Raw genomic sequence first — 25,160 nt, forward strand, 5'->3', positions numbered from 1 at the left:
TCCTATGCGGTGCGGGCAAAGCAAAAACAGATCGAAACAAAACCAAACAAGCGACGCCCACGGCCGTGGCCACGAGCAATTGTCTGAACGCCGTGTAAGGCCGGCTTTATCGCCTTACATAAATATGCGCGCTGCGACCTACTTCTCACTGCGCTGAGGTTGCGCCGGCGCCGCGTCGGCGCCGCCATTCATTTCAGCGTAGTAGGTCACTTCACGACGAAAAACGTCACGATCCACCGGAGCCAATGCTTCATCGAGGAGCGTATTGAACGGCTGCGCGGGCAACTCGCCGAGATCGGATTTTTTCCAGGGCACGATGTACAGCACCTTGGGCAACTCCCGATTGCCGGTCACGACCGTGGTGTCGAGATCCAGGCGATCGTTGCGCACGACGGCTTGCGGCCCAGCGGGCTTCGTGTCGCTAGCAGCCGGTTTCGGAGCGCTGGTGTCGACGGCGGGACCGGCGGCGGTCGCTTCTTTCGACAACGTACCCGGCTCTTCCGCCGCGTGCGCGGCTGTAGCGAGGATCAACATCAAAGGCAGGGTGAAGCGCATGCTCATTTGCTCATTCCGCAGACTGCTCGGTGGTCGCACCACTGGCTTGGGCACTTCGCGGCTCGGCGCCGATCCGTTTCTTCAGCTCGGTCACCCAGCCGGTGACCTTGGCGTCCGGTTCGCTCGCGAGCGACAGATAACGCTCGTAAGCTTCCAGCGCGCGCTGTGGCTCCTGCAGATACAAATCGCACAGCACGCCCAGATTCAAATACGCCAGCGCATAGTTCGGATCGACCTGCACGGCGCGCGTATAGGCTTCGTCGGCTTCCTTGAACCGACCCAGCTTGCGATACACGATGCCGAGCTGGTTGTACGCCGCCGCGTTGTTGCCATTGCGTGCGACGGCCTCGCGCAGCGCCTTTTCCGCTTCGTCCAGCTTGCCGGCCTTGGCGTGCAGGATGCCAAGGTTCAGCCACGGTCCGGAATACGATGGATACGCAGTCGCGAGCGCGCGAAAGCTCTGCTCGGCCTGGGCCAGGTCGCCGGAGCTCATCAGCGTGACCGCGCGCTCGAACTGCTGCACCGCTTCGGGCGGCAGCGCCGGCTCCACCGGCACGCCCGTTTGTTCCGCTCCCTCCTTGCCGCCCGCGTCCGACTCTGTCGGCGCGGAACCGCAACCGGACAGCAAAAGACCGAGCAGCGCGCTCATGATCAGAGCGCGAATGCTCGAATGGCGGCCGGGCTCGGCGTTATTAAGGCAACGTCGGCACATAATCTTCACTGATTTCGGTCTTGGCGTAGCGCGCCGGCACCAGCTTGGCCAGCACGTCGAAGCTGCGCTGGACCCAGGCGTCGTACACACCGTCGCCGGTGCGCTGCGCGTTGGTCTCGTGCAACTCGATGGCCTTTTCCTCGAACGGGAACGCCTGCTCTTCCAGCAGCACGTCGTATTGTTCCTTGGCGTCGGCGTCCAGATCCTTGGGTCGTTCCGACGCCATCAGATCCGCGCCCAGCTGACGATACAACTCGGCCATGCCGTAGGTCGCCTGCGTGGTGACTTCGGCCACGCCATAGTCGAGCGCCTGGCCGTAGACCGCCAGTGTTTTCTCCATGGCGGTGCGCTTGAGCTTGAGCGACTTGTTGAGCGGCGCCGTCAGCTTGACGGCAGCAAACATCGCGGCGGGCGCCTCGGCCGTTTCGATGGTCGCCTTGGCGGCCAGATATTTGCTTCGGTCGGTGCGTGCGGCGCCGGCGGATTTATCCGCGCGAATGATTTCGTCCAGCCACTGCGAACGGGTCTTCACGTCGTTCTGCGCCTTCGCCATGTCAGCAAGCTTCTGGCGCGCATCCATGGCCGGGTCGAGCGGCGACGGATATTGCGTCACATAGCTCGCGTACAGGCGCCCGGCGTTGGTCGGCGATGCGCCCTTCTCGTAGAGCTCAGCCGCTTGCCACAAGGCAGCGCGCCGCACTTCCACAGGCTCTTCAGCTCGCGCGGCCACTCGCTCCAACTCCGCAGCGCCCTGCGTGCCGCGACCGAGCTCGAGATAAGCCACCGCCAGCGAACGAGTCGCGTCCGGCACCAGCTCGTGATTCGGATAGTTGCGACGGAATGTTTCGAGCACCTGCGCCGCGCGATCCCATTCCTTGTTTTGTAACAGGATGCTGGCCGCGTCGTATTCCGCGTTCGAGCGCGCCTTCGAGTTTGGCGCCAGCGCAGCGACGCGCAGGAAGTCATCCACCGCGCCGGTCGCATCGCCGGCCGTGCGTTTGGCTTCGGCTTGTTTGTAAATCGAAGCCGCGATGCGCTCTTCGATGTTGGCGCGATCGGGATCGTTGGCCGGCAGGAAACCCTGCACCTTCACGTACGCCGACTCGGCCTCGACGAACCGGCCGCGATCGAACAGCGAATGCGCCAGCAGCGTGGTCGCCGTGCGCGCGAGCTTGCGCTCCACGGGCGGATTGCGTTCCAGGATCAGCGTCGACACTTCGATCACGCGATCGAAATCGCTCAGCGCGAACAGATCCTCGTCGGCTTTGGTCTGCACACGCGCCGACTCGGGATGCTCGGGGAAGCTGGTAGCGAACATCAGTGCGCTTTCGATGCCCTGCCGATGCCACAGCGCCTTCGACTCACCTTCCAGCGACGGCTCATGTTTCTGATACGCCACGAGCGCGGCATAGCCGGCCGCGGCCGACTTGGGGTGAGCTGGATAATCGTAAGCCGTGGTCTCGTACTCACGCGCGGCGTCCGCGAAGCGCCCGGACTCAAACAGCACTTCACCCAAGGTGAAACGCGTCGCCGGCGCCTCGGCGTCCTGCGGGAAGGAATCCAGCATGGCGCGATACCAACGCGCAGCAGCCGCGTAGTTCTCGGGCTTCTTGTCCTTCTGCGCCAGCGCGTAGTAATACTCGGCGAGGTCCTTTTGATTGGACTTCAACTGTGCGGCCACTTCGGGAGCATCGTTCACGGTGCGCTCGCGCCAGAACGCCGAGCCGAACGCGTAACGTTCGACGAATGCCTGCTTGCCGTCGATGACCAGCGTCGCGAAGCCGCCCTTCGAATACGCTTCGATGGTGCGCATCTGCAGGGACGGCGCATAACGATCGTCGGGCCGACGCTTGGCGAACGCCTCGAACGCGAGCGCCGCGTCCTGATAACGTTCCTTTTCGATATACAGATTGCCGAGCGCTTCATATAACTGATGCGCGTACGGCGGATCGCCTCGTTGCGCCAGCGCGGCGTCGAGCGATTCCGGCCCATCCATATCCGAGTAGGTGATGGAAATGGCGCGCAAGGCGTCATCGGTCAATTCGCGCTCCGGTCGGCTCAACGAGTCGCGCGCACGCAGACGGCCGTCCTGAACCAGGACGCGATCGAGCATGCGCAGGAACGCAGCAACGCTCTCGTCGCCGCGCGATTGTTTGAACAGCGACCAGCCAAGCTTGTACAAGCCCTGATCGAAGAAGCCGGTGTCCGCGCCTGGCGTGGTGACCGCGGTGTAGGCATTCTCGGCCTCGCGATAACGGCCGGCGCTGAACAGGATCTCGCCGCGCCGGAACTGAGATTCGATCAGCCATTGGCTGCGGGGATAAGTCGTCACCAACTGATCGAGCACGGCCAGCGCCTTCTCGGGCTGCCCTTTGACTCCGTAGGCGCGCGCGAGCTGGTACATGACCACGTCGTTGCGCTCGTAGTTGGGATAGCCCTTCAGCAGTCCTTCGTACAACTGCACGGCCTCGTCGACGCCCAGGCCGCCGAATGCGTTTTCGTCGACTCGCTCGCTTTCGTCGACTTCCACCTGCAGGTCGCCGAGCCGGCGCATCGCCTCGGCCTTCAACTTCTCGTTCTTCGATTCCAATTCGAGGAAGCGGCGATACTGCTCGATGGCCTGCTGCGCCTTCACGTCGCTCGGCGGATCGGGCTTGACCTTGACTTCTTTTTTCTCGAGGTCGCGAATGGTTCGCGCCGGCCGACTGTCGGTTTGCTCCGCCGTGAACGCCGGCATGGCTACCGCGCTCGACAACGTGAACGCGATCAGCATGCGCAGCTTGTGAGAACGCTTGTTGTGAGAAGTCTGGCCGACTGAAGCGCGATGTTTCATTGCGCGCCTCCCTTGTCGCCGCCGCTCTCGCTCTTGGTCTCGCTGGTCGCGGCCTTGTCGTAAATCGAGGCCAGCGCGAAGCGCGCCTGCAACGAGTACGAGGCCAGGCGCTGCTTCTGCGATTCGAGCTCCTTGATGGCGACTGCAGCCAGGTAGCGGTTCTGCGCTTGCGCCGTCGCTTCCAGTCGCGCGGTCAAACCGTCAATTCGCGGCGGCAACGTGGCAACGCGCCGCGCGAACTCTTCGGTGCGCGCCGGATAGTCTCCACGGGCGCGATCGACCAGCACCGAGCGGCGGCGCGCTTCTTTATAAGCAACATCCAATTCGCGCATTTCCTTGCGAGCGCGCCACAGGCGCGCCTTGTAGCTGGCATTGAAATCCCACATCAGCCGGCCGCGGATCAGGCGCGCCTTTTCGCGCATCTCCTGCACCATCGGATCGTTCTGATCCGATTTGGCCAGCACGGCTTCGATCTGCTGCACCTTGGCCCATTGTTCCTGCTCGCGCGCCGTCGCCAGCGCCGCCACGTCGTTGTCGCGATCGGCGGCTTCCAGTCGCGATTCCAATTCGTTCTTGTGCGCTTCCATGCTGTCGAGATCGACCGTGTCCAGCGTCTTCTGCAAACCGGGCACGCGCTGGTCGTATGCACGCCGTCGCGTGTCGACCATGTCCTCGAACGCCTGGACGCTGAGCGCCCAGGTGGCGAGATTGCGCTGCATGAGCTTCAGATCGCGATAGTTCTTCAGGCCTTCCTGGAACTCGTGCGTCGCCAGCAGGTGATACAGATAACGGGTTTCCGGCGCGTCCGGCAGGTTCTGCAGCTGCCAGTACCAGCCCACCTGGTCGGCCTTGTCGTTCTCGACGATGGCGTCGAGCAGCTTGCCGTCGCGAATCGCCTGGATGGATTGATCGATGCGTTGAGACTCGGCGGCGAACGCTTCGACCGCGGTCACGTACTGCTCGGCCGCCTGGCCGTTGGCCGCGAGCTGCGCGTATGCATACGGAATCGCCAGATACGATTCCTGCACGGCTGCATCGAGAATGTCGCGATCGCGCAGCTCCAGCCACGGCGCCAGCGCTTTGTTGAAACGTTTCTCCGCGGAATCGGCCCAGCCGACCGCGAGCAGCGCCTTGTTCGACTGCGGACCTTCGAGTCGCACTCGCTGCAGCACCTTCTTCGCGTCCTCGGGACGATTGGCCTTGAGCCACGCGAAGCCGAGCGCGAGATTGGCCTTGTCACGCAGCGCCGCCATTTCTTCGGTGGGCGCGGCGATCTGACCGACTTCGTTCAACAGCTCGGCGGCTTCTTCGACGCGTTCCTGGCGCACCAGCGCCACGCCGATGTTGAAGCGGGCGTACGACGACCAGGCATCGCCGCGATCGCCGACCGGCTGCCAACGCTCCAGTGCGCGGATCGCCTCGTCATAGCGATTCAGATACATCAGCACCTGGGCTTCGAGCAGATGGCGCTCGGGCTCCAGATCGCCGGGCAGCGCGCCGCGGATCGAGCTCAGAGCCGTCGCGGCGTCTTCCAGATAATTGCGCTGATACCAGACCTTGGCGAGATAGAACCAGGCGCGGTTGCGCACATCCATCGGCACGTTGTCGTTCAATAGCGCCTTGAAGATGCGGCCCGCTTCCTCGTGCTGGCCCAACGAAAGATACAGACCGCCCTTGAGCAGCTCGGCTTCGACGCCGTGATGACTGACGCGATTGAAATCCTGCGACGCGCCCAGGCGCGTCAACGCCTGGAAATAATCGTCCTGGTAGAAATAGAACAGCACGTCCCCCCAATGCAGGTCGCGCACCACTTGCGGGGTGCCGACTAGGGGACGCGGTTCGGGCGGCTGCTCCTTCGCCGTCGCGCCAGTGGCGCCGAGCGCTAGCAGGACGGCGGCCAGCAGCTTGTTACATCGGCCCGGCACGGGTTATTCCCATTCCTTGACGATGAACTCGGGCTGCGCTTTCACCGCGCGGTCGCTGATCTTCAGCTCGACGTATTTGGCGCCGACGCCTTTTTCGAGCTTCACGGTCGCGCCACGCCGATAGTCGCGCGCATTCGGCCCCTGGCCGGTGAACAGCGCGATCAGCTCGTGCTCGCCCGCTTTGAGATTGCCGATGAAGACGCGATGCACGCCGCCCTTGAGCAACGCCTGCGCCTCGCGCTCGGTGTACAGATAGTTGGCGACTTCCTTGTTATCGAGCTTCAAGGTCACCGAATCCAGCGCGAAAAACTCGCCCACGTCCATGGACACGAACACCGCCACCTGCGTGTTGGCGGGGAACAGCAGCTCTTCTTCCAGCACGAACAGCTCGCGATTCAGATCGAGCACTTCCTTTTTCAGCGCCTGCACTTCCTCGTCCAGGCTCTTGAAGCTGTCGTTCGTTGCGGGGCTCGGTGCCGACGGCGCGGCGCCCGGCTCGCTGAGCGGCGCGGTGGTCGCGGTGGTCGAGTTCGAATTGGCCAGGGTCGGCGGTGTGCGCTGCGCGGCCCCATCCTGGGCGCTCGCCTGCCCTGTCGCAAACAGCGCGACCAGGGGCAATAAAGTAGCGATCTTCTTGAACAGGCTCTGGCGCGGCATGGATGTGTCCGGGAATTCTTCCGTGGAAATACTCGAAAGTTTCGTCTACGACTCTACGAGTTCGATGTGCGTGGCGACGCGGATCCGTTGCAGACTTTGTTCGGCAGCGCGATTTACTCGTTCAGCAACTCACGCAGCTTTTCGGTATAGCGCGCTTCGTAGCCGAGCTTGTAGCCCTCGGACACGTAACGCACCACGCCTTCGCGATCGATCAGCACCGTCAGCGGCATGGTGCTCGCCTGGTAGGCGCGGCTCACGTCTTTGCGAGCATCGAACAGTACCGGGTAGCTGACGCGTAAGGTGGTGGCCATTTCGCGCGCCGCGTCGAGATTGTTTTGTTCGTCGATGTTGACACTGAACAGCACCAGGCCGGCCCGCCGGTACTTGCCGTAGATCTCATCCAGCAGCGGCATTTCCTGGCGGCAGGGGCCGCACCAGGTCGCCCAGAAATTGATGAGCACCACTTCGCCGGAATGCTCCGACAGGCGCATGTTCTCGCCTTCCCAGGAACGCAACGCGAAATCGGGCGCGGGCTGACCGACCAGCCCGGCAGCGGGTACGCACACGGCCGGGCCCAGCAGCAGCAGCGCCAGCAAGGCGAAGCGAGGCAACCGTGCGGCAGCCCGGAGCGGCAAAGCTTGTGAGGACTGTGACATCAAACTTGTTCGTCGCCGGACGCGCGGTGGCAGCCGATCGGCGCCTCCGCGTGAAGTTGAGGGAGGCCGGCGCTGGCAACCCCGCTGTCCTAGGAAAATTCCCTTAGACCGGTGGCTTTGCGTCCCCACCTTTCGGTGAGTTTGCCTTTGTTGAGGACCGGCCAGGCCAGCGCCTCTGACAACGCCAGCTAGGGTGCTATACGCAGCGCAAATATGTCAACGAACGAAGTGTGATGTCAGCGGCGCAAAACCGCGATGGGCCTGTGATTTACCGCACACTTCGACGGTCTGTCGGTAGGCGACGACAACGACGTTCGACGCCTGTATCCGTACAGAGACGACCGACAGCTCTCCAATGCCCCTCCCGCGGTCGATACGCGAGCGCGGCCGGAGGGAGGGATCCGGCCGCACCCGTTCACGCACCTATGATTTAGATAGGTGCTTTCTGAGCGGCGAAATCGCTCGACGCGGCGGTTGCCTTCCACATCGCGATCATGTCCGGCGTGACTTCCTGCGTCACCGGCTCGTGATCCGAAGGCAGGGTGATCCGCGCGGTGTCCTCGCTCGGCGCCTGGCCGTAAAAGAACGAGCCGGCGGCAGCGGCCGTGCCGAGGGTCAACAACAGAGCGCCAAGGACCATGTGCTTCTTCATGATGTCTATCTCAGTAAATAAATCAGTAATGGTTCAGAAATATTCGTGAGCCGGGGTTCAGGCGAGCACCGGACGCTTGGTGCCCGATTCACCATCGGTGAGCGCGAGCACAGGACGCTTGGTGCCGGATTCGCCATCGGCCAGCGGGAGCACGGGGCGCTTGGTGCCGGATTCACCGTCCGCCAGCGTGAGCACGGGGCGCTTGGTGCCGGATTCACCATCGGTCAGCGCGAGCACGGGGCGCTTGGTGCCGGATTCACCGTCCGTCATTGCGAGCACCGGGCGCTTGGTGCCGGATTCGCCGTCCGCCAGCGCGAGCACGGGGCGCTTGGTGCCGGATTCACCATCGGTCAGCGCGAGCACGGGGCGCTTGGTGCCCGATTCACCGTCCGCCAGCATCAGGACGGGGCGCTTGGTGCCCGACTCGCCATCCGCCAGTGCAAGGACCGGGCGCTTGGTGCCCGACTCACCGTCGGTCAGCGCAAGGACCGGACGTTTGGTGCCCGACTCGCCGTCGGCGAGCTGTACGGCGCCCGACTGAGAAGCAGCAAACAAAACAGACGCCACCGCCATCGAAATCGCAAATACGTTACGCATGACCACAAACCCTCCCAGGAAAAGTGCTAAAAGTTCGAACCGGCATTGGTTCGATCACTGACTTAAGCGACGTCCCAATGTGATTCCCGTCACAGCGCCCACTGGACAACTGCAAGAAAAAAGGAACAATCAGTGCATCGCTGACCGGTGGCTTCGGGGGACGCCCGAAATCAATCGGTTGGGCAGGATTCAGGGACGACCGTAGGGCGGTTTTGGCGGGCAGCTCGCGGTACAGCCAGGCGACCAGGTGAGAAACTGTCGCACTGGGACCGGTAAACTAGACCGGGCTTGAGGCCGCGAGCCGCATGCGATCGGCGAACCAGAGAATTTCACAAGGCCCCGAATCGGAGACCCGCAACTGAGCAACACAATCGCAGCGGCCATTCCACCGCCCGACCGGCAGGCAGTGACAAGGCTGTTGTCTGCGTGGCAGTCAGGGGACACGCGCGCCCTGGAACGACTGACGCCGCTCATATATGAGGAGCTGCGTAACCGTGCCCGCCGCTATATGAAACGCGAGCGGCCGGGCCACACCTTGCAGGCCACCGCCGTCGTTCACGAAGCATTCGTCAAGCTCGTCGAGATGAATGTGTCGTGGCAGGACCGCGCTCATTTCTTCGCCGTGGCCGCCCGCCAGATGCGACGTATCCTGGTGGACCACGCCAAGACGCGCTTTCGCGAAAAGCGCGGCGGCACGACCACGGGCTCGCTCGACGATTTCGACGTGCTCGATCTGGGCCCCGCCACCGCGGGCGACATCGACGTGCTGGAAATCGACGAGGCCTTGCAGCGCCTGTCGGGCAACAATCCGCGCCTGGCCGAAATGGTCGAGCTGCATTATTTCGGCGGGCTCACTTATCAGGAGCTGTCCGAAACCCTGAAGGTGTCCGAGGCCACCGTCGATCGGGAGATCCGGCTCGCCAAGGCCTGGATCCTGCGTCAGATCCGTCCGCAGCGAAATCGCGAACCCGAAGCCTCATGACCACGGGACAGCCACGGACCGGGCAGCCAGGGAAGATCGTCGACGAACGCTGGGAACGGCTGCAGGATTTGTTTTCCCGCGCGGTCGAATTACCGGAAAACCAACGCGAAGCTTTCATCACCGCCGAGACCGGCGGCGACAAGGACCTGCGCAACGAGCTGCTCGAGCTGCTGGCCTGTGACACCGGCATGTCCACCGGTCCGCTGACCCACGCGCTCGGCGCGGCCATCGACGCCACCACCCGCGATCGTCGCAAGGCGCACATCGGCAGAGTGGTCGGCAATTACAAACTGGTTTCGATTCTCGGCCACGGCGGCACCGGCACGGTGTATCTGGGCGAGCGCGCCGACCGCCAGTATTCGGCGCAGGTCGCGGTGAAGATCGTCGACAACGCGCCCATCCACGGCGACCTCGGCCTGCGCTTCCGCGCCGAGCGTCAGATTCTCGCCAGCCTGAATCACGCCAACATCGCGCGTCTGCTGGACGCGGGCGAGACCAGCGAAGGGCACCCGTTCCTGATCATGGAGTACGTCCATGGCGAACCGGTGGATCGCTACTGCGACCGGCAGCAACTGGACCTCACCGCGCGACTGAACCTGTTCCTGGAAATATGTAACGCCGTTCAGTACGCCCACCAGAACCTGGTCGTGCATCGTGACTTGAAGCCGGCCAACATCCTGGTCACCGCCGAAGGCTCGCCCAAGTTGCTGGATTTCGGCATCGCCAAGCTGCTCGATACCGGCGACGCCGCGGCCATGCTGGCGCTGACGCGCATGAACGACCGGCTGCTCACGCCGGAATATGCGAGCCCCGAGCAGATTCTCGGCCGGCAGGTCACCACCGCCAGCGACGTGTATGCGCTCGGCGTCGTTTTATATGAATTGCTCACCGGCCTGCGGCCATACACCGTGCCGTCCTCGGCCAGTCAGCTCGAGCTGGAACGATCCATTTGTATCAGCGATCCGCAGCGCCCGAGCACCGCGGTCCGCAAAGCCATCGAATCGGAGCCGGCCGACGGCGAGTCCACCATCGGCGCCATCGCTCTCGCGCGCGACCTGCAGCCGGATCGGCTGCACAAACGTTTGCTCGGCGATATCGACGCCATCGTCATGCGAGCGCTCCGCAAGGAGCCGCAGCACCGCTACGGCTCGGTCGAACAGCTCGCGGCCGACGTGCGCCGTTTTCTGTCGCGCGAGCCGGTGGTCGCCCGCCAGGGCAATTGGCTCTACTACTCGCAACGTTTCGTGCGCCGACACGCGTTCGGCGTTTCGGCGGGCGCGTTTTTCATGCTGGTCATCGTCGCGTTCGCGGTCGCGATGTCCGTTCAGAATCAACGCATCGCCGCCGAGCGCGACAAGGCCGCGAACGAAAGCAAATCGGCACAGGCCGTTTCCGAATTCATGATCAGCCTGTTCTCCGCGGCCGAGCCCTACAACTCGCAGGGCCGGGAGATCAGCGCCCGCGAGGTGCTCGAAAAGTCCGGCCGGAACGTGCGCGCCGACCGCGACATGAATCCCGAAGTGCGCGCGCGACTGCTGTCTTCGATCGGCCGCGCCTTCCGTCGCAGCGGCGATGCGGAGCGCTCGCTGAGTTATCTCGAAGACGCCGTGCACCTGCGCCGGCAGATGATCAATGGCGGCGGTTTGATGGCGGCCGACGACATGTCGGAGCTCGCAGTCACGCTGCGCACGCTGGGCGATTTCACCGGTTCAGAGAAAGTGCTGCGCGAAGCGATGGCGCTGTGCGAACGGCTCGGCGAACAGAAGACGCCGACCTACGCCACGCTGCTGATGAACCGCGGCCGTGTCGAATTCCAGAGCGGCAACGTGCTCGGCGCGCGTCGCTCGCTCGAACAAAGCCTGGCGCTCAATCGCCAGGTGCGCGGCCCCAACGACAACGAAGTCGCGGTGGTGTTGATGGAGCTGTCGCAAGTGTTCATGTGGATGGACGATACGGCGGCCGTGGAGCGCGTGACACGCGAGGCTGTCGACATCTTCCGTATGTCCACGCCGAATTTGCATCCCGATCGCGTGCTCGCCGAGACGCGCCTCGGCGAAGCGCTGCTGATGCAGAATCGCTACGACGAAGCCAGCGAGTTGTTCGAGAAGTCGCTGGAAAGCCAGAGCATCCTGTTCGGCGAGAACAGCAGACAGGTCGCCGAGGTGCTCGACTCGCTGCGGCAGATCCGCGCCGCACAGGGGCAAATGGCGGAAGCCGAGAAATTCGCGGCCGACGCGCTCGATTCGCTGGTCAATGCATTGGGCGCGGAACACAGCTATACGCCGTATTTTCGGACAGCGTACGCATCCGTGCTCATGAAGCGTGGCAAGTACACCGAGGCCGAAAGAGAGCTGCGGCACTCGCTCGCCACGCTGGAAAAGACCCGGCACGCCGATCACCAGTACGTGTGCTCGGCGGAACATCTGCTGGGCGAAGTGTTCCTCGAGACCAATCGGCTCAACGACGCAGAAGCGATGCTCACCGCCGCGATGAATCGCTGGAAGCGCACCGACGCGCCGGCCTGGCGTTCCGCGCGCGCGGCCAGCGCGCTCGGCGAAACGCTGTTCAAGCAAGGCCGCATGCGCGAGGCGGAGAGTTATCTCACGCGCGCATATACCGAGCTCGCGGCCGACGAAAGCGCCGACCGCGACGTGCGGATCAAGGCGCGCCAGCGCGTCGAGCAGTTCTACCTCGCGAGCGGGCAGCGCGAGAAACTCAACGAACTGATGCTCGCCACCAGCGGCCCCTCGCCCCAGGACAAGCCGCAAGCCCGCCCCAACTAATTCGGCAGCCTCGCTAGTAGCACCTCGGGTACAGGGATGTACCCCGCCGCCGCAGGCGGCGAGCGAGAGGCAAAAGTCACGCCTTTTGCCGTCTCGCTACGAGGGTCGTGGCAGGATGCCCGATCCCGAGTCTTGAACAATCCACTTCTGCTACAGTCTCATTGCTAAGACTCACTTGTAGGAGTGACGGCAACGATGCTCACACGACCCCACCTGTTCGCTTCCCGGCTCGCGGTGTTTTTGCTTTCCTGCGCCATGGGCGCCAGCGCCATGGCCGGCGAACGACAGGACGCGCGCCTGCTCACCTCGACTCAAGTGCTGAGCGAGCTGATGCGCATGCCCGAGCAAAATATTCCTACCTGGTTGCTGGAACGGGCTTACGCGGTCGCCGTGATTCCCACCGTGATCAAGGTGGGCTTGGGCATCGGCGGTCGCCGCGGCAAGGGCGTGCTGGTCGTGCGCAAGGACACCGGCCAGTGGAGCAATCCGATTTTCATCAACCTCACCGGCGGCAGCTTCGGCTTCCAGGTGGGCGTGCAGTCGGCCGACGTGGTGCTCGTTTTCACCTCAAAACAAAGCATCGAAGGCATCGTCGGCGGCAAGGTGACGCTGGGCGCAGACGCTTCGGTGGCGGCGGGCCCGATCGGGCGGCAGAGCTCGGCGGCCACCGACATCGGCCTGACCGCGCAGGTGTATTCGTATTCGCGCGCCAGCGGCCTGTTCGCGGGCGTGGCGTTGGATGGATCGGCCATCACCATCGACGGCAACTCGAACGAATCCTTCTATAAGAAGCCCGGCATCCTCGCGAGCGAGATCATTCGTTCCGATGCGCCCGCGGCGCCGGCCCCGGCCGATCAGTTCATCGCGGCCGTTCAGCACTCCGCCACGGGCGGCGTGCCTGCGACTGCCGCGCCGCCGGCCCAGACCGCCACACCGGCGGCCCAGCCGCCCAATTCCACGGCCAGCTCACCGCCCGCCAGCAGCGGCGTGCAGACGTATCCCATGGAAGACCCACAGCCGGGTCAGGAACCGCCGCAATAACTATTGCGAGTCCGCGCCGCGAGAACCCCGAACTCGCGGCCGCTTCCCGCATCTAAACCGCCTGAACCGACGGCGATCCCGCACGGCCCCTCGTTTGCGCCCCAGTATGCGAAGTGGGGCGGGCCGGATATGATCGCGCGCGGCCCGACACGGCAGTTGGCATGTCTTACAGCGCAACGAGATTGCAATGAAATCGACTCATTTTTCCCAAGCAGCGGCACGCATGAACCGGTCCGCGGCACGCGGTTTCACGCTGATCGAAATCATGGTGGTGGTGGTGATCCTCGGCATCCTCGCAGCGATCGTCGCTCCCAACGTCATGCGCCGGATCGACGACGCGCAGCTGACCAAGGTGGCCAGCGACATCCGCACCATCGAGACCGCGCTCAACCTCTACCGCATGGATAATTTCCGTTATCCCACCACCGAGCAGGGCCTCAAGGCGCTTTACGAGAAGCCGAACGATTCGAGCGTGCGCAACTGGAAACCGGGCGGCTATCTCGATCCGACCGCGCGCAAGGACCCCTGGGGCAACGACTATCGCTACGTCTACCCCGGCACGCACGGCAAGGAATTCGACCTGTTCACGTACGGCGCGGACAACCAGGAAGGCGGCGAAGGCCTCGACACCGACCTCGGCAACTGGGTGCAGGAAAAGCAGTAAAGCGATCCTGTCGGGATGCAAAACCCGACTTACAACGGCGAGGTCGGGCCTCTAGAATTTGGCGCTTATGAGCGCCTATACCGAGACCGCGCCGACGCGCGCTGAAGTCGACGCCTTCTCCGGCGTCACCGTCCTGCAGTTCGGCACCAACTGGTGCGGCTTTTGTATCGCGGCCGAGCCGCACATCGTGCAAGCGCTCGATGCGTTCCGCGCCGCCCATCCAGACCTGCGTCACTTCAAAGTCGAGGACGGCCCCGGCCGTCCGCTCGGCCGCTCCTTCAAAGTGAAACTCTGGCCCACCGTGATCTTCATGAAAGACGGCGTCGAGGTCGCGCGCGTGGTCCGGCCGAATTCCGCGCAAGCGGTCAGCGACGCCGCCAGGCAAGTCGATTCCCAATGAGCCCTCATGGCCTTCCTCCGCCTCGAAATAAAAAATAAAAACATATGTTCCCCCTCTGCCAACGGGAAAGGGGGCCAGGGAGTGAGGGTCTTTTTTAGGCGGAGCACGTGACCACCGCGTCCTCACCCGCAGTTCAGCGTTACCTGCCCTGGCTGGTCGGGCTGGTGCTGTTCATGGAACAGCTCGACTCGACCATCGTGAACACGGCCGTGCCGACCATGGCGCGCAGTCTCGATGTCACGCCGCTCAGCCTCAAAGCCATCGTCACCAGTTACATCCTGGCGCTCGCCGTGGGCATACCCGTCAGCGGCTGGCTCGCCGACCGCTTCGGCACTCGCAAGGTGTTCACGGCCGCGGTCGCCATCTTCACTGGCGCATCGATCATGTGCGGCCTGGCGCTGAACGCGCCGATGCTGGTCGTCGCACGCATCCTGCAGGGACTGGGCGCGGCGATGATGACGCCTGTCGGCCGCCTCGCCATCGTGCGAACGTTTCCGCGCTCGCAGCTGCTCAACAAGATGAACTTCGTGATCATTCCGGCGTTGATAGGCCCGCTGCTCGGTCCGACGGCGGGCGGTCTGATCGTGCATTGGTGGTCATGGCGCGAGATCTTTTTCGTCAACGTGCCGGTGGGACTCGCGGCACTGTGGATGATCCGCCATCACATGCCGGATTATCGCAGCGACTCGCCACGGCCACTGGATGTAGTCGGTTTGATCTTGTTCTGCTCGGGCGCGGCGCTGCTTTCGTGGCTGCTCGAAGTGTTCGGCGAGCATCGCCTTGAGGCGACTACCACGACACTCCTGTTGTTACTTTCGTTTGCGCTGCTGGGCGCATATGCGTGGCACGCGAATCGGAGCGAGTCGCCGCTGTTGAATCTGCGCTTATTCAAAGTGCGCACGTTCCGCGTTTCGGTGGCCGGCGGCCTCGTCACCCGTCTCGGGATCGGCGGCCTGCCCTTTCTGCTACCGCTGTTCTATCAGCTCGGACTCGGGCTGCCGGCATGGCAATCGGGCTTGCTCATGGCGCCCTCCGCCATCGCGGCCATGGTGGTGAAGGCGTGGGCGCCCCATGTGCTTCGCCGCTTCGGTTATCGGCGCGTGCTCACCATGAACACGGTCTTGATGGGCGCGGTCATCGGTTTGTTCGCGCTGGTGGACCGCGATACGCCCATGGCACTGATCGTACTGCTGAGCTTTCTGGTGGGCTCGGGCAATTCGATGCAGTTCTCCAGCATGAATTCGCTGGCCTTCGCCGACATCGACGATCGCAGCTCCAGCATGGCCAACACCATCGCCAGCTCCATGCAGCAGCTATCGATGAGCTTCGGGCTGGCCTGCGGTTCGCTGCTCACGGGCTGGTATCTGGGAAATCTGCCGCAGACCGATCAGGTCGCGGTCGTCAACGCCTTGCACGCGGCGTTGCTCACATTGGGAGCGGCGACCATCGTGTCGTCGCTCAGTTTTTGGGCGCTGCGCCCCGAAGACGGGCATGCGCTGATCGACAAGCCCGCTTCCGTCGGCACGCGCGAGCCCACGTCGAGCTCGCGCGCGTGACATCTGTTTACTGACGAGCCAGCGCCTTCAGCAAGCTGTCCCAATGCGCGAGCGCGCCGTCGATAGACGACACAGGCGCGCGCTCATCGAGGCCGTGCGCGAACTCGTCCGAATCCTTCATGAACAAACCCGAGACGCCGTAGCTCGGCACACCCAAGGCGCGGAAATGCATGCTGTCCGTGGCGCCGGCCGACATCGACGGCACGATGGACAAACCAGGGAAGCGCGCGTGCACCGCCTTGGTCACTGCATTCATCACATCCTTACGCAGCGGCGACGCATCGCTCGCGACCGAACCGGAGCCCGGCAGAGTCACGGCGACATTCGGATCCGCCACGACTTCGGTCAGCGTCTTCTGCACGTCCGCGAACGACACGCCCGGGAAGATCCGGCAGTTGATATTCGCGACCGCCTTCTGCGGTAAGGCATTCGGCGCGTGCCCGCCTTCGAGCATGGTGGCCACGCATGTCGTGCGCAGCTGGCCGACGTAGTTCGGGTCAGCCGACAATGTCGCGATGGCCTGCGCGTCTTCGGGGTTGGCCAGATATGCCTTGATCGCCGCCGCCGTCGGGCCGGACAGCTTCGGCAGGCTCTCTTTGAAGTAGGCCATCGTCAGCTCGTTGTGCATGGCTGGGAATTCATACGCAGCGATGCGATCGAGCGCGCGAGCCAGCTGATTGATGGCGTTCACTTTGCTCGGCCGGCTGGAATGTCCGCCCGGATTGGTGACGGTGAGCTTGTAATCCGCATAGCTCTTTTCGCCAGCCTGCAAGCCGTAAACGACGGGCTGACCTTCCTCGGACAGCAGACCGCCGCCCGCGTCGCCGTTCAACACCAGCTCGGCGTCCTTGAACTGAGCGGCCAGCTTGCGAGTGCTGGCCATCGACGTTTCCTCATCGCCCGAGAACGCGAGGATCACGTCGCGCCTGGGCTTCCAGCCTTCCCGCTTCAGCTTCGCGACCGTCGCGACGATCATGGAGAGCTCGAACTTGTTGTCCACCGAGCCGCGGCCGAACACATAGCCGTTCTCGATCACCGGCGTGAACGGATCCCGCTTCCAGTCCTCGCGCTTGGCTTCCACGACGTCCATGTGGCCGAGGACCATCAGGGGCTTTTTCTTGCTGTCGGTTCCGCGATAGCGAGCCACGAATGTCGCCGTATTCGCCACGGGTTCGATGGTGATATCGGACGCGGGGAAGCCGGCTTCCACCAGCACGCCCTTCAAATACTCGGCGTACGCCGGCACCTGACCCGCCCCGTCCACCGTCCGGAAGCTGATGGACTTCTGCAGAATGCCCAACGCCTGATCGTGCAGCTCCGGCTTCACCGCCGTCGAACTGGCCGCCACCGGACCCGCGGCCATACCCACGGCCGCGCAGCCAACCAGCACCGAGACATAATGTTTGATTTGCGAACGGGACTTCACTTCGAACCTCGCGCTATGTCGCCATGGCCATGGCTAAACGTCGATTGTCGCACGGGTCGCGGCTTCGGGCTTGTATACAGAGCGCTGGCGATAGCGCCGAAGGATGTCACGCGTCGAGCGACACACGCTCCACCAGGAAATCCAAGAACACACGTACGCGGGCGGCCAAACGGGTGTGGCCGATGTAGAGCGCGTGGACGTCTTCGCTGTCGGCTCTGATGTAATTCTGTAGCAGTGGCACGAGGCGGCCGGCGCGCACGTCGGCGCCGATCAAGAAGTCCGCCAGTCGCGCGACGCCAGCGCCGCCGAGGCACATGAGTCGCAGCGCCTCGCCGGAGTTGCCGAGGAAATTGCCGCCCACGTGATATTGCTTGACGCGGGTCCCGGTCCGAAAGGTCCAACCCTCCACCGAGCGCCGGTAGTTGAAGTTGAGACAATTGTGCTGCTCGAGATCCGATGGCGTCTGGGGCGTGCCATGACGCTGCAGATATTCGGGCGAGGCGGCCACGATCCAGCGGCTGCTGCCGAGCTTGCGAGCACGAAGCGACGAGTCACGCAAAGGGCCGTGTCGAATGGCCACGTCGGTGCGTTCGCCCACCAGATCGACGACGGCATCGCTGAGCGACAAGTCCACCGTGATCTTCGGATACCGCTGCAGGAACTCCGGCAGCACCGGCAACAGCTGATGAATGCCAAACGGCGTCGACGCGCTGACTCGCAGGCGGCCACGAGGCTCGCTCTTGTCGGCGGCGAACGAGCGCTCCAGCTCATCGAGATCCACCAGCAACTTCTGGGCCTGTACGCGGAACCTCTCGCCTTCCGGGGTCACCGAAAGCGAACGAGTAGTGCGCGTCAGCAGCCGTACGCCCAGACGGGCTTCGAGCCTGGCCACGCTCCGGCTGACCGCCGAGGGCGTTTGGCGCAGCGCCTTGGCCGCGGCGGCAAAGCTGCCACCCTCGACAGTGCGAAGAAAAGCCTCGATTTCGCCAGTTCTGTTGTCCATGGACGCGCCTGGTCGTAAGAGCTCGACGCGCAAGCGCGTGCGAGCGGGATTCGTTCATTCAATGCACGACGGTCGTGTGCGCGGACATTCTTATCAGCAATCGAGCGCGCCCGCATCATGACCTTCCCTCAACCTCCCGGGACTGTCATGCCTCTCGCTCTGTATGCGCTCGCGGTCGGCGCCTTCGGAATCGGCGTCACCGAATTCGTGATCATGGGATTGCTGCTGGAAGTCAGCGGCGACCTGAATGTTTCCATCTCCGCCGCCGGCATGTTGATCTCCGGCTATGCGCTCGGCGTCATGGCCGGCGCACCGGTGATGACGGTGGTCACAGCACGCTGGCCGCGCAAAGCCACTCTGCTCGCTCTGATGGCGATTTTCACCCTGGGCAATCTCGCCTGCGCCATCGCCCCCAGCTACTTTGGACTCCTGGCAGCGCGCGTCCTCACAGCGTTCGCGCACGGAACGTTCTTCGGCGTCGGCTCGGTAGTCGCGACACAATTGGTTGCGCCTCAACAGCGCGCGTCGGCGATCGCCATCATGTTCACGGGGTTGACCATCGCAACGGTGCTCGGCGTTCCGTTCGGGACCTGGCTGGGTCAGATGGCGGGATGGCGCGCCACGTTCTGGGCCGTGGTCGGCATCGGCGCCTTTGCGCTAGCAGTCATTACGTTGCTCGTGCCACGAGACGCGGGACAGATCGAAGAAGGGGACTGGCGGAGTGACGTTCGCGCTCTCGCCCGCGGGCCAGTGGCGCTGGCGCTGCTGACGACTGTATTCGGGTTTGGTGGGATGTTCGTCGTCTTCACTTACATTGCGCCACTGCTGACTCAGCTGACTCACTTCAGCGAGCGCGCCGTTTCATTGATCTTGCTGGTGTTCGGCGGCGGCCTGGTCGTGGGCAACATCGTCGGCGGCAAGCTCGCGGATCGTCATCTCGAAGCCACGCTCATCGGTTCGTTGCTCGCGCTCGCCGCGGTGCTGGTGTTGATGACATTCGCCGTCCACGACGGCGTCGCCATGACGGTTTTCGTCGCCCTGCTCGGCGCTGCTTCGTTTGCAACGGTGCCACCGCTGCAGATGTGGGTGCTGGAGAAATCCAACGGCGCCGGCCAAAGCCTCGCGTCCAGCTTCAACATCGGCGCATTCAATCTCGGCAACGCGCTTGGCGCGTGGCTCGGAGGCGTGGTGATCGATCATGGGCCGGGATTGACCGCGCTGCCCTGGGTAGCCGCTCTGCTGCCGCTGACTGCCGCCGCGCTCGCCTTCAAAGGGCTGCGAGCGTCGCGAGAGGTGGCGGCTGCCTGTTGATTACCCGGTGGCGGCCAAGGCCACGACACCGCTGACGATGAGCACGGCGCCGATCAATCGCATCGGCGTCACTGACTCCTTCAGCAAACGCGCGCCGAAGTACGTGCCGATCAATGTCGCCAGTTCGCGCATGGGAGCGACGTGCCCGATGGGCGCATGTTTCATCGCGTACAACACGAGGATGTAACCGAGCGGCCCGAGCACGGCGACGATGAGAATGGGCGTGCGATACGTTCTGGCCTCCGCCATCAAATTGGCTCGATCCCTGAGCGCCATGGGCGCTAGCAATCCCAGTCGGATCAGGTTGCCGGTGAAGTCGATCAGGAACGGCGAGAGCATCAGTGTCTTCACGGCCCAGCCATCGTTGATGGTGTAGCCGGCGATGAAAAATCCGGTGAGGATGCCAAGCGCGACGCCCGCACGAGGCGCTTTGTGCGGTTCGCTGGCAAGCCCCGACACCATCACGATGCCACTGACGATCAACAACACGCCGAGCACTGAGAAGGCGCTGGCGGGTTCCTTCAACAGGAATGTCGCGGCAAGGAACGACAGCAACGGTCCAGTGCCGCGCGCGAGCGGATAGACCAACGACAGGTCGGACACTCGATAACCGGCTTGCAGCGTGAGCGAATAGCCCATGTGCAGGATGCCGGTCATGAGTAACGCCAGCCAATGCGCCGTTTCGAACTGCGGGCGTTCGGAAATCAGCACCCACGCCACGGCCGGCGCATACAGAACGATCGAGCCCAGTGAGTACAGCCACACAAAGTGGCGTGAGCCCGCGGCTCGCTTGGCGGCCAGGTTCCATGTGGCGTGAGTCAGCGCCGCCAGCAGGACGGCCGCGATCGCGAGTGGGTGCATGAGTGGCGCGATTCTAACATCGCGCACCCGATCAATCGGGCGTGAGCGCCTTGATGATGGCGCTAATCGCTCGTTTGAGCATACCGACCGGACTGACGACGTAGCTGTCGGTCACGATTTCCTTCGGCTCGTCGCCCGCCTTTTGCAGCAGCCGGTCCAGTTGCACCAGATCTTCAGGGGTGAGCACCAGGCTGGCTTCATTCGGTTGAAACGGCGTGCCGGCCGGGAACTGCTCGCCGGTTCGCGATAGCTCGATGTGAGTTCCCATTACTGCGGTGACGGGATTGGTCCTGGAGAATTCGACCATCCGGCGCACGCTGGCTTTGAAGGTCGGCCAGTCCCACACGTACAACCTGCCCGGCAGGACACTGTCGCCCGTCAGCAGCCAACCCGTGCGCGAATCGAAGACCGCCAGAGCTTCGGTTTGATGCCCTGGCGCGGGCAGAACGGTCAGCACCCGGCCGCCCAGATCCACGGTGGCAGCACCTTGCGGCCATTTCGTAAAGCCGAAGAACTTACGCACCGCTTCGTTGTTCGGCTCGACCAGTGTCACGCCCGGCTTGCCGCGGAACTGCGCGTCGCCGGCGATGTGATCGCCGTGGCTGTGCGAGTGAGTGACCAGCATCTTCAGCTGTGGGTTGCCGCGTTCCTGGATGAGCTTGCGAATGGTCTCATACACGGGGAATACGGCCGCGTCTTCAGTGGCGCCGGTGTCCTGGACGAACACGGTGTGCTGACCGAACAGCACATACATGAACGGCGCTTCCCAGTTCACGCATTTGCTTTGCCTCAACACGTAAGTGTCCGCATCGAAGCGGAACACCTCCAGCGGCGGGTCGCGATTGGTCTCGCAATCCTCGGCGCCGTGAATCCAGACTTTGTCCCGCAGTTCGGCGAGATCGCCCGCCTGACTGGTCGCGCTCAACGCACCGCCAAGCCAGGCAGCCAGGCCGACAACCAACACCTGCCTGATGCAAATCGACATAGGCCCTCCTAGCTCTGGGAACCGACGGCATCGACGGGCGGATCATAATGTATGGGGACAAGAATCGGAGTGTGTGGCGCCTGCGCCGGCGGCATCCTGAGCTCACTCGACGCCAGGTAGCCCGCCATGCACTTCCAGATCTCCGGCCTTCCCTTGAACTCCTTTGCACCGCTGTTCGCACTCTCGGACGAGGAGTTGGCGCATCACGATGCGGTCCGAGCGATCGCCGACCGTAGTCCCGGCTTTCCCTGCCGTGTCAGCCTGCAGGATGCTGAAGTTGGCGAGCGGCTCATCCTGCTCAACTACGAGCACCTCGCCGTCGCCTCTCCCTATCGCTCACGCCATGCCATCTATGTGCGCGAGTCCGCCACCGAAGCGCAACTTGGCAGCGACGAAGTCCCGGCGCAGCTACGTACTCGCTTGTTATCTGTTCGCGCCTTCGATGGTCGCGGCATGATGAAAGGAGCCGAGGTCACTCCAGGCACGGCGCTCGAACGCGTCATCGAGCTGCTGTTCTCCACTCCTGACGTGACTTATCTGCACATTCACAACGCCAAACCCGGCTGCTACGCCGCGCGCGTGGATCGAGTGTGATGGAACGAGGCGGGATTAACCCGCCTCGCCGCCTGCGGCCAGATCGTGAGGAAAGCGAGCGACGTTGGGCGCGCCGACGATGCCGCCGGATTGGCGTTCGAACAAACGTCGGTAGTGGCCGTGCGACCGGCGGACCAGCATTTCGTGACTGCCCTCCTCGACGATGCGGCCGCGCTCGAACACCAGGATGCGATCCATCGCACGCACCGTCGACAGACGATGCGCGATGACGATGGACGTGCGGCCCGACATCAGGCGATCCATCGCTTCCTGGATCAGCGCTTCCGATTCGGAGTCGAGGCTCGAGGTCGCCTCGTCCAGAATCAGAATCGGCGCGTTCGCAAGGAACGCCCGCGCCAGCGCCACGCGCTGACGCTCGCCACCGGATAGCTTCACGCCACGCTCGCCCACCAGCGTTTGATAACCACGCGGCAAGCGCACGATGAAATCGTGAGCATTCGCCAACTGAGCAGCGCGCTCGATTTCCGCCATCGTCGCATCGGGCCGCGCATACGAGATGTTCTCGGCCAGGCTGCGATGAAACAGAATCGGCTCCTGCTGCACGATCGCGATCTGCGAACGCAGCGACTCCTGCGTGGCCTGTGCGACGTTCTGGCCGTCGATCAGGATCCGGCCCTCGGTCACGTCGTACAGCCGTTGAATCAGCTTCACGAACGTGGTCTTGCCCGAGCCCGAATGCCCAACCAGGCCGATGCGCTCACCCGGCGCGATACGCACGTTCAAGTCGCGATACAGCGGCGTCTGCTGACCGGCGTAACAAAACGTCACGTGATCGAAACGCACTTCGCCCGATTCGATGCGCAACGGCCGCGCGCCCGGCGAGTCCGCCACGCCCATGGGCTCCGAATGCAGCTGGACCATTTCTTCCATGTCGTTCACGGAGCGTTGCAGGTGATGCACGTGCTGCCCGATGTCACGCAAGTAGCCGTGCACGACGAAGTAAGTCGTGAGTACATAGGTAATCTCACCGGGTGTCGCGCGACCCTGCCACCACAGCCACAAGGCCGTTCCAGTCACCGCCGAGCGCACCAGCCAGAGCAATGCCAGCTGCCCCGTGCCGCTCCAGGTATGAAACATCCAGGTACGCTCGGTGCGTCGTGACCATTTGTCCACGACACGACCCAGCCGCGCATCTTCACGCACTTCAGCACCGAAAGATTTCACGACCGCATTGGCGCCGAGCGCGTCCGCGAGCACACCGCCCATGCGCGTATCTTGAGCGTTGGACAGGCGTGAAGCCGGCGCGATGATGCGCGTCGCCAGCATCACCGTCATCGCGACGTAGGCAATCGAGCCCAGCGCCATGACCAAGCCCATGATCGGCCAGCGCTGCCCGAGCAGCAGCACCGTTCCCACCAACACCACCAGCGAAGGCAGCAGCGCGAGCAGCAGCACGTCGTTGATCATGTCGAGCGCCCACATGCCGCGCGTGATCTTGCGCACGGTGGAGCCGGCAAAACTGTTGTTGTGCCAGTCGGTCGAGAAACGTTGCACGCGATGAAACGCACCCTGCGCCACTTTGCGCATGATGCTCAAAGTGAACGGCACGATGCCCCACCAGGCGAGATGGCGCAGCACCACCATCGTCAGCCCGAGCCCCACCATGACGAGAAAAGAATGGAACGCGACATCGGCCGCGGCCCGACCTTGAGCAAGCGCGTCGACCAGCCGCCCTGCGTACACCGGAACGACGACTTCCGTGAGCGTCGCCAACATCATCGCGACGGCCACGGTGATCGCCAGGCCCTTGTGAGCAGCCCAGTGCCGGAAGGTGAAAAACAGAACATTACGGAGGACCTGCGAGCCCTCGGCGCGAGATTTGACCATGATGAGCGAGCGCGTTACCGCGCTATCCTTGCGAAGACGACTGACCTGAGGATGCGGCGGCCAACTTCAAGCTGGAGCCGCGGGACTGCCTGACCGAGGTCCGGGATTACCGGGTACGCACGGGTGGGAGGTGCATGCTGGATGGTTTCATCGGCGCCCTCCTTCTTCGCTAAGGTCAATGACGGGACGATTATTGAATCATTGTTGGCTGCTTTGGGCAAGCCCGAGTACGCCAGCCAGCAACTCTTGCTCTCTCTGAAAGAAAAAAATAAAAAATAATGTCCCCCTCCCGTACACGGGAGGGGGCAGGGGGTGGGTCTTCCGGCCGGAGAAAAACCGCGTAAACGACTCAGCGCTTCAGCGCCCTTTGCAACGATTGCACATATAACGGCGTCGCTCCGAGGTCGTTATGACCGACGCCCGGAATCAATTCCAGCGACGCGACCCCGGGCCGGAACCGCGCATACAAATCCTCACTGCTCGCACGCGGAATGATCTCATCGTGCTCGGCCACCACCAACGTGGTCGGCACGGTAATCTCGGGCGCATAACGCCAGGATTCATATTTATCCTGCAGCAGCCACTTCACTGGAAACATCGGAAACTGCCGCGCGCCCAACTCGACAATGCTCGAATACGGCGTGATGAGCACCAGCCCCGACGCAGGACGCTGACTGGCGAGCCGGATCGCGACACCCGATCCCAGACTGCGCCCCATGACCACGACATCGGAATGTCGGGCATGAACGTGATCGAACAACGCCAGCGCATCCTGCTGGATGACTGATTCACCAGGGCTGCCCGAACTGCCGCCAAAGCCACGGTAGTTCATCAAGTACAGCGCGTAGTCAGGGAACGCGGCGGAGAACGACGGCATGTTGTGTGTAACGTCCTCCCCATTGCCGCCGAAGTACACGATGGCATTCGGCCCGTCGAACTCGCGCACACTGACGACCAGATCGGCTCCGTCCACCTTCAACGGCAGCGTCGCCGACGTCTCGCCCCGCGGACGCGGTTGCGGGAAGTAAAGCAGCGAACGCTGCAAGAAGAACAACGCGACGCACAGGCCGACGTAGACAAGCGCGACAAACAGGACCGCGTTGAGCAATGGTTTCACAA

22 protein-coding genes and 1 riboswitch are annotated in these 25,160 nt (G+C 63.4%); of the genes, 8 read left to right on the forward strand and 14 right to left on the reverse strand.

Annotated features, from left to right (window positions below):
• Window positions 1-138: 138 nt before the first annotated feature.
• The 8 genes from VGD45_RS08885 to VGD45_RS08920 form a co-directional block, all read right to left on the reverse strand.
• Window positions 139-561 (reverse strand): hypothetical protein, encoded by a 423-nt coding sequence (locus tag VGD45_RS08885; RefSeq protein WP_331154931.1) that lies wholly within the window; start codon window positions 559-561, stop codon window positions 139-141.
• A gap of 4 nt (window positions 562-565) precedes the next feature.
• On the reverse strand, window positions 566-1,204 hold the full coding sequence (locus tag VGD45_RS08890) for a tetratricopeptide repeat protein (protein WP_331154932.1): 639 nt from the start codon (window positions 1,202-1,204) through the stop codon (window positions 566-568).
• Between the two features lie 43 nt (window positions 1,205-1,247).
• Window positions 1,248-4,100, reverse strand: coding sequence for a tetratricopeptide repeat protein (locus VGD45_RS08895; RefSeq protein WP_331154933.1), 2,853 nt, complete (start codon window positions 4,098-4,100; stop codon window positions 1,248-1,250).
• Window positions 4,097-6,025, reverse strand: coding sequence for a tetratricopeptide repeat protein (locus VGD45_RS08900; RefSeq protein WP_331154934.1), 1,929 nt, complete (start codon window positions 6,023-6,025; stop codon window positions 4,097-4,099). The genes VGD45_RS08895 and VGD45_RS08900 overlap by 4 nt, the downstream gene beginning before the upstream one ends.
• A gap of 3 nt (window positions 6,026-6,028) precedes the next feature.
• Window positions 6,029-6,682, reverse strand: a complete 654-nt coding sequence (locus VGD45_RS08905; RefSeq protein ID WP_331154935.1) for a hypothetical protein — start codon at window positions 6,680-6,682, stop codon at window positions 6,029-6,031.
• A gap of 113 nt (window positions 6,683-6,795) precedes the next feature.
• On the reverse strand, window positions 6,796-7,338 hold the full coding sequence (locus VGD45_RS08910) for a TlpA disulfide reductase family protein (RefSeq protein WP_331154936.1): 543 nt from the start codon (window positions 7,336-7,338) through the stop codon (window positions 6,796-6,798).
• Between the two features lie 71 nt (window positions 7,339-7,409).
• A riboswitch (cyclic di-GMP riboswitch) is annotated at window positions 7,410-7,494 on the reverse strand.
• A gap of 274 nt (window positions 7,495-7,768) precedes the next feature.
• Window positions 7,769-7,990, reverse strand: a complete 222-nt coding sequence (locus VGD45_RS08915; RefSeq protein ID WP_331154937.1) for a hypothetical protein — start codon at window positions 7,988-7,990, stop codon at window positions 7,769-7,771.
• A gap of 57 nt (window positions 7,991-8,047) precedes the next feature.
• Complete coding sequence (locus tag VGD45_RS08920; protein WP_331154938.1) at window positions 8,048-8,587, reverse strand: hypothetical protein; 540 nt, start codon at window positions 8,585-8,587, stop codon at window positions 8,048-8,050.
• Window positions 8,588-8,993: 406 nt separating this feature from the next.
• On the opposite strand from VGD45_RS08920, the gene VGD45_RS08925 reads away from it, so the two are divergent.
• From VGD45_RS08925 to VGD45_RS08950, 6 genes are all read left to right on the forward strand, one after another.
• Complete coding sequence (locus tag VGD45_RS08925) at window positions 8,994-9,569, forward strand: ECF-type sigma factor (RefSeq protein ID WP_293865250.1); 576 nt, start codon at window positions 8,994-8,996, stop codon at window positions 9,567-9,569.
• Window positions 9,566-12,352: a serine/threonine-protein kinase gene (locus VGD45_RS08930; protein ID WP_331154939.1), complete on the forward strand. Its 2,787-nt coding sequence runs from the start codon at window positions 9,566-9,568 to the stop codon at window positions 12,350-12,352. The genes VGD45_RS08925 and VGD45_RS08930 overlap by 4 nt, the downstream gene beginning before the upstream one ends.
• 195 nt (window positions 12,353-12,547) lie before the next feature.
• Window positions 12,548-13,393, forward strand: a complete 846-nt coding sequence (locus tag VGD45_RS08935) for a lipid-binding SYLF domain-containing protein (protein ID WP_331154940.1) — start codon at window positions 12,548-12,550, stop codon at window positions 13,391-13,393.
• 187 nt (window positions 13,394-13,580) lie between these two features.
• Window positions 13,581-14,057, forward strand: a complete 477-nt coding sequence (gene gspG, locus VGD45_RS08940) for a type II secretion system major pseudopilin GspG (RefSeq protein ID WP_331154941.1) — start codon at window positions 13,581-13,583, stop codon at window positions 14,055-14,057.
• Between the two features lie 58 nt (window positions 14,058-14,115).
• Window positions 14,116-14,457 (forward strand): thioredoxin family protein, encoded by a 342-nt coding sequence (locus tag VGD45_RS08945; protein WP_414717567.1) that lies wholly within the window; start codon window positions 14,116-14,118, stop codon window positions 14,455-14,457.
• 107 nt (window positions 14,458-14,564) lie between these two features.
• Window positions 14,565-16,013, forward strand: coding sequence for a DHA2 family efflux MFS transporter permease subunit (locus tag VGD45_RS08950; protein WP_331154943.1), 1,449 nt, complete (start codon window positions 14,565-14,567; stop codon window positions 16,011-16,013).
• 7 nt (window positions 16,014-16,020) lie between these two features.
• Here the strand turns inward: VGD45_RS08950 and VGD45_RS08955 are convergent, their stop codons facing one another.
• Together VGD45_RS08955 and VGD45_RS08960 are read right to left on the reverse strand one after the other, a co-directional pair.
• Window positions 16,021-17,439, reverse strand: coding sequence for a M20/M25/M40 family metallo-hydrolase (locus tag VGD45_RS08955; RefSeq protein ID WP_331154944.1), 1,419 nt, complete (start codon window positions 17,437-17,439; stop codon window positions 16,021-16,023).
• 106 nt (window positions 17,440-17,545) lie between these two features.
• Entirely contained in the window at window positions 17,546-18,442 is an 897-nt protein-coding gene (locus VGD45_RS08960; RefSeq protein ID WP_331154945.1) for a LysR family transcriptional regulator, read from the reverse strand.
• A gap of 147 nt (window positions 18,443-18,589) precedes the next feature.
• On the opposite strand from VGD45_RS08960, the gene VGD45_RS08965 reads away from it, so the two are divergent.
• Window positions 18,590-19,753, forward strand: a complete 1,164-nt coding sequence (locus VGD45_RS08965; RefSeq protein WP_331154946.1) for an MFS transporter — start codon at window positions 18,590-18,592, stop codon at window positions 19,751-19,753.
• Here VGD45_RS08965 and VGD45_RS08970 read toward each other — a convergent pair whose 3' ends face one another.
• Entirely contained in the window at window positions 19,754-20,614 is an 861-nt protein-coding gene (locus VGD45_RS08970) for a DMT family transporter (RefSeq protein ID WP_331154947.1), read from the reverse strand.
• A gap of 31 nt (window positions 20,615-20,645) precedes the next feature.
• The gene (locus VGD45_RS08975) at window positions 20,646-21,599 is read right to left on the reverse strand and encodes an MBL fold metallo-hydrolase (protein WP_331154948.1); all 954 of its coding nucleotides are present in this window, start codon (window positions 21,597-21,599) and stop codon (window positions 20,646-20,648) included.
• A gap of 126 nt (window positions 21,600-21,725) precedes the next feature.
• Here VGD45_RS08975 and VGD45_RS08980 point away from each other — a divergent pair, with 126 nt between their 5' ends.
• Complete coding sequence (locus VGD45_RS08980) at window positions 21,726-22,193, forward strand: DUF1203 domain-containing protein (RefSeq protein WP_331154949.1); 468 nt, start codon at window positions 21,726-21,728, stop codon at window positions 22,191-22,193.
• A gap of 15 nt (window positions 22,194-22,208) precedes the next feature.
• Here VGD45_RS08980 and VGD45_RS08985 read toward each other — a convergent pair whose 3' ends face one another.
• Both VGD45_RS08985 and VGD45_RS08990 read right to left on the reverse strand, forming a co-directional pair.
• Entirely contained in the window at window positions 22,209-24,041 is a 1,833-nt protein-coding gene (locus VGD45_RS08985; RefSeq protein ID WP_331154950.1) for an ABC transporter ATP-binding protein, read from the reverse strand.
• Window positions 24,042-24,390: 349 nt separating this feature from the next.
• Complete coding sequence (locus tag VGD45_RS08990) at window positions 24,391-25,158, reverse strand: alpha/beta hydrolase (protein ID WP_331154951.1); 768 nt, start codon at window positions 25,156-25,158, stop codon at window positions 24,391-24,393.
• Window positions 25,159-25,160 lie beyond the last annotated feature (2 nt).

The organism is Steroidobacter sp. (assembly GCF_036402275.1).
Classification (GTDB): domain Bacteria; phylum Pseudomonadota; class Gammaproteobacteria; order Steroidobacterales; family Steroidobacteraceae; genus Steroidobacter.

Excerpts from the sequence above, each read along its gene's own strand:
- VGD45_RS08920 (WP_331154938.1), bottom strand. The coding sequence starts at position 8,587 with ATGCGTAACGTATTTGCGATTTCGATGGCGGTGGCGTCTGTTTTGTTT.
- VGD45_RS08960 (WP_331154945.1), bottom strand. The coding sequence starts at position 18,442 with ATGGACAACAGAACTGGCGAAATCGAGGCTTTTCTTCGCACTGTCGAG.
- VGD45_RS08980 (WP_331154949.1), top strand. The coding sequence starts at position 21,726 with ATGCACTTCCAGATCTCCGGCCTTCCCTTGAACTCCTTTGCACCGCTG.
- VGD45_RS08905 (WP_331154935.1), bottom strand. The coding sequence starts at position 6,682 with ATGCCGCGCCAGAGCCTGTTCAAGAAGATCGCTACTTTATTGCCCCTG.
- VGD45_RS08975 (WP_331154948.1), bottom strand. The coding sequence starts at position 21,599 with ATGTCGATTTGCATCAGGCAGGTGTTGGTTGTCGGCCTGGCTGCCTGG.
- VGD45_RS08935 (WP_331154940.1), top strand. The coding sequence starts at position 12,548 with ATGCTCACACGACCCCACCTGTTCGCTTCCCGGCTCGCGGTGTTTTTG.
- VGD45_RS08890 (WP_331154932.1), bottom strand. The coding sequence starts at position 1,204 with ATGAGCGCGCTGCTCGGTCTTTTGCTGTCCGGTTGCGGTTCCGCGCCG.
- VGD45_RS08985 (WP_331154950.1), bottom strand. The coding sequence starts at position 24,041 with ATGGTCAAATCTCGCGCCGAGGGCTCGCAGGTCCTCCGTAATGTTCTG.
- VGD45_RS08970 (WP_331154947.1), bottom strand. The coding sequence starts at position 20,614 with ATGCACCCACTCGCGATCGCGGCCGTCCTGCTGGCGGCGCTGACTCAC.
- gspG (WP_331154941.1), top strand. The coding sequence starts at position 13,581 with ATGAAATCGACTCATTTTTCCCAAGCAGCGGCACGCATGAACCGGTCC.
- VGD45_RS08930 (WP_331154939.1), top strand. The coding sequence starts at position 9,566 with ATGACCACGGGACAGCCACGGACCGGGCAGCCAGGGAAGATCGTCGAC.
- VGD45_RS08885 (WP_331154931.1), bottom strand. The coding sequence starts at position 561 with ATGAGCATGCGCTTCACCCTGCCTTTGATGTTGATCCTCGCTACAGCC.
- VGD45_RS08910 (WP_331154936.1), bottom strand. The coding sequence starts at position 7,338 with ATGTCACAGTCCTCACAAGCTTTGCCGCTCCGGGCTGCCGCACGGTTG.
- VGD45_RS08965 (WP_331154946.1), top strand. The coding sequence starts at position 18,590 with ATGCCTCTCGCTCTGTATGCGCTCGCGGTCGGCGCCTTCGGAATCGGC.
- VGD45_RS08915 (WP_331154937.1), bottom strand. The coding sequence starts at position 7,990 with ATGAAGAAGCACATGGTCCTTGGCGCTCTGTTGTTGACCCTCGGCACG.
- VGD45_RS08895 (WP_331154933.1), bottom strand. The coding sequence starts at position 4,100 with ATGAAACATCGCGCTTCAGTCGGCCAGACTTCTCACAACAAGCGTTCT.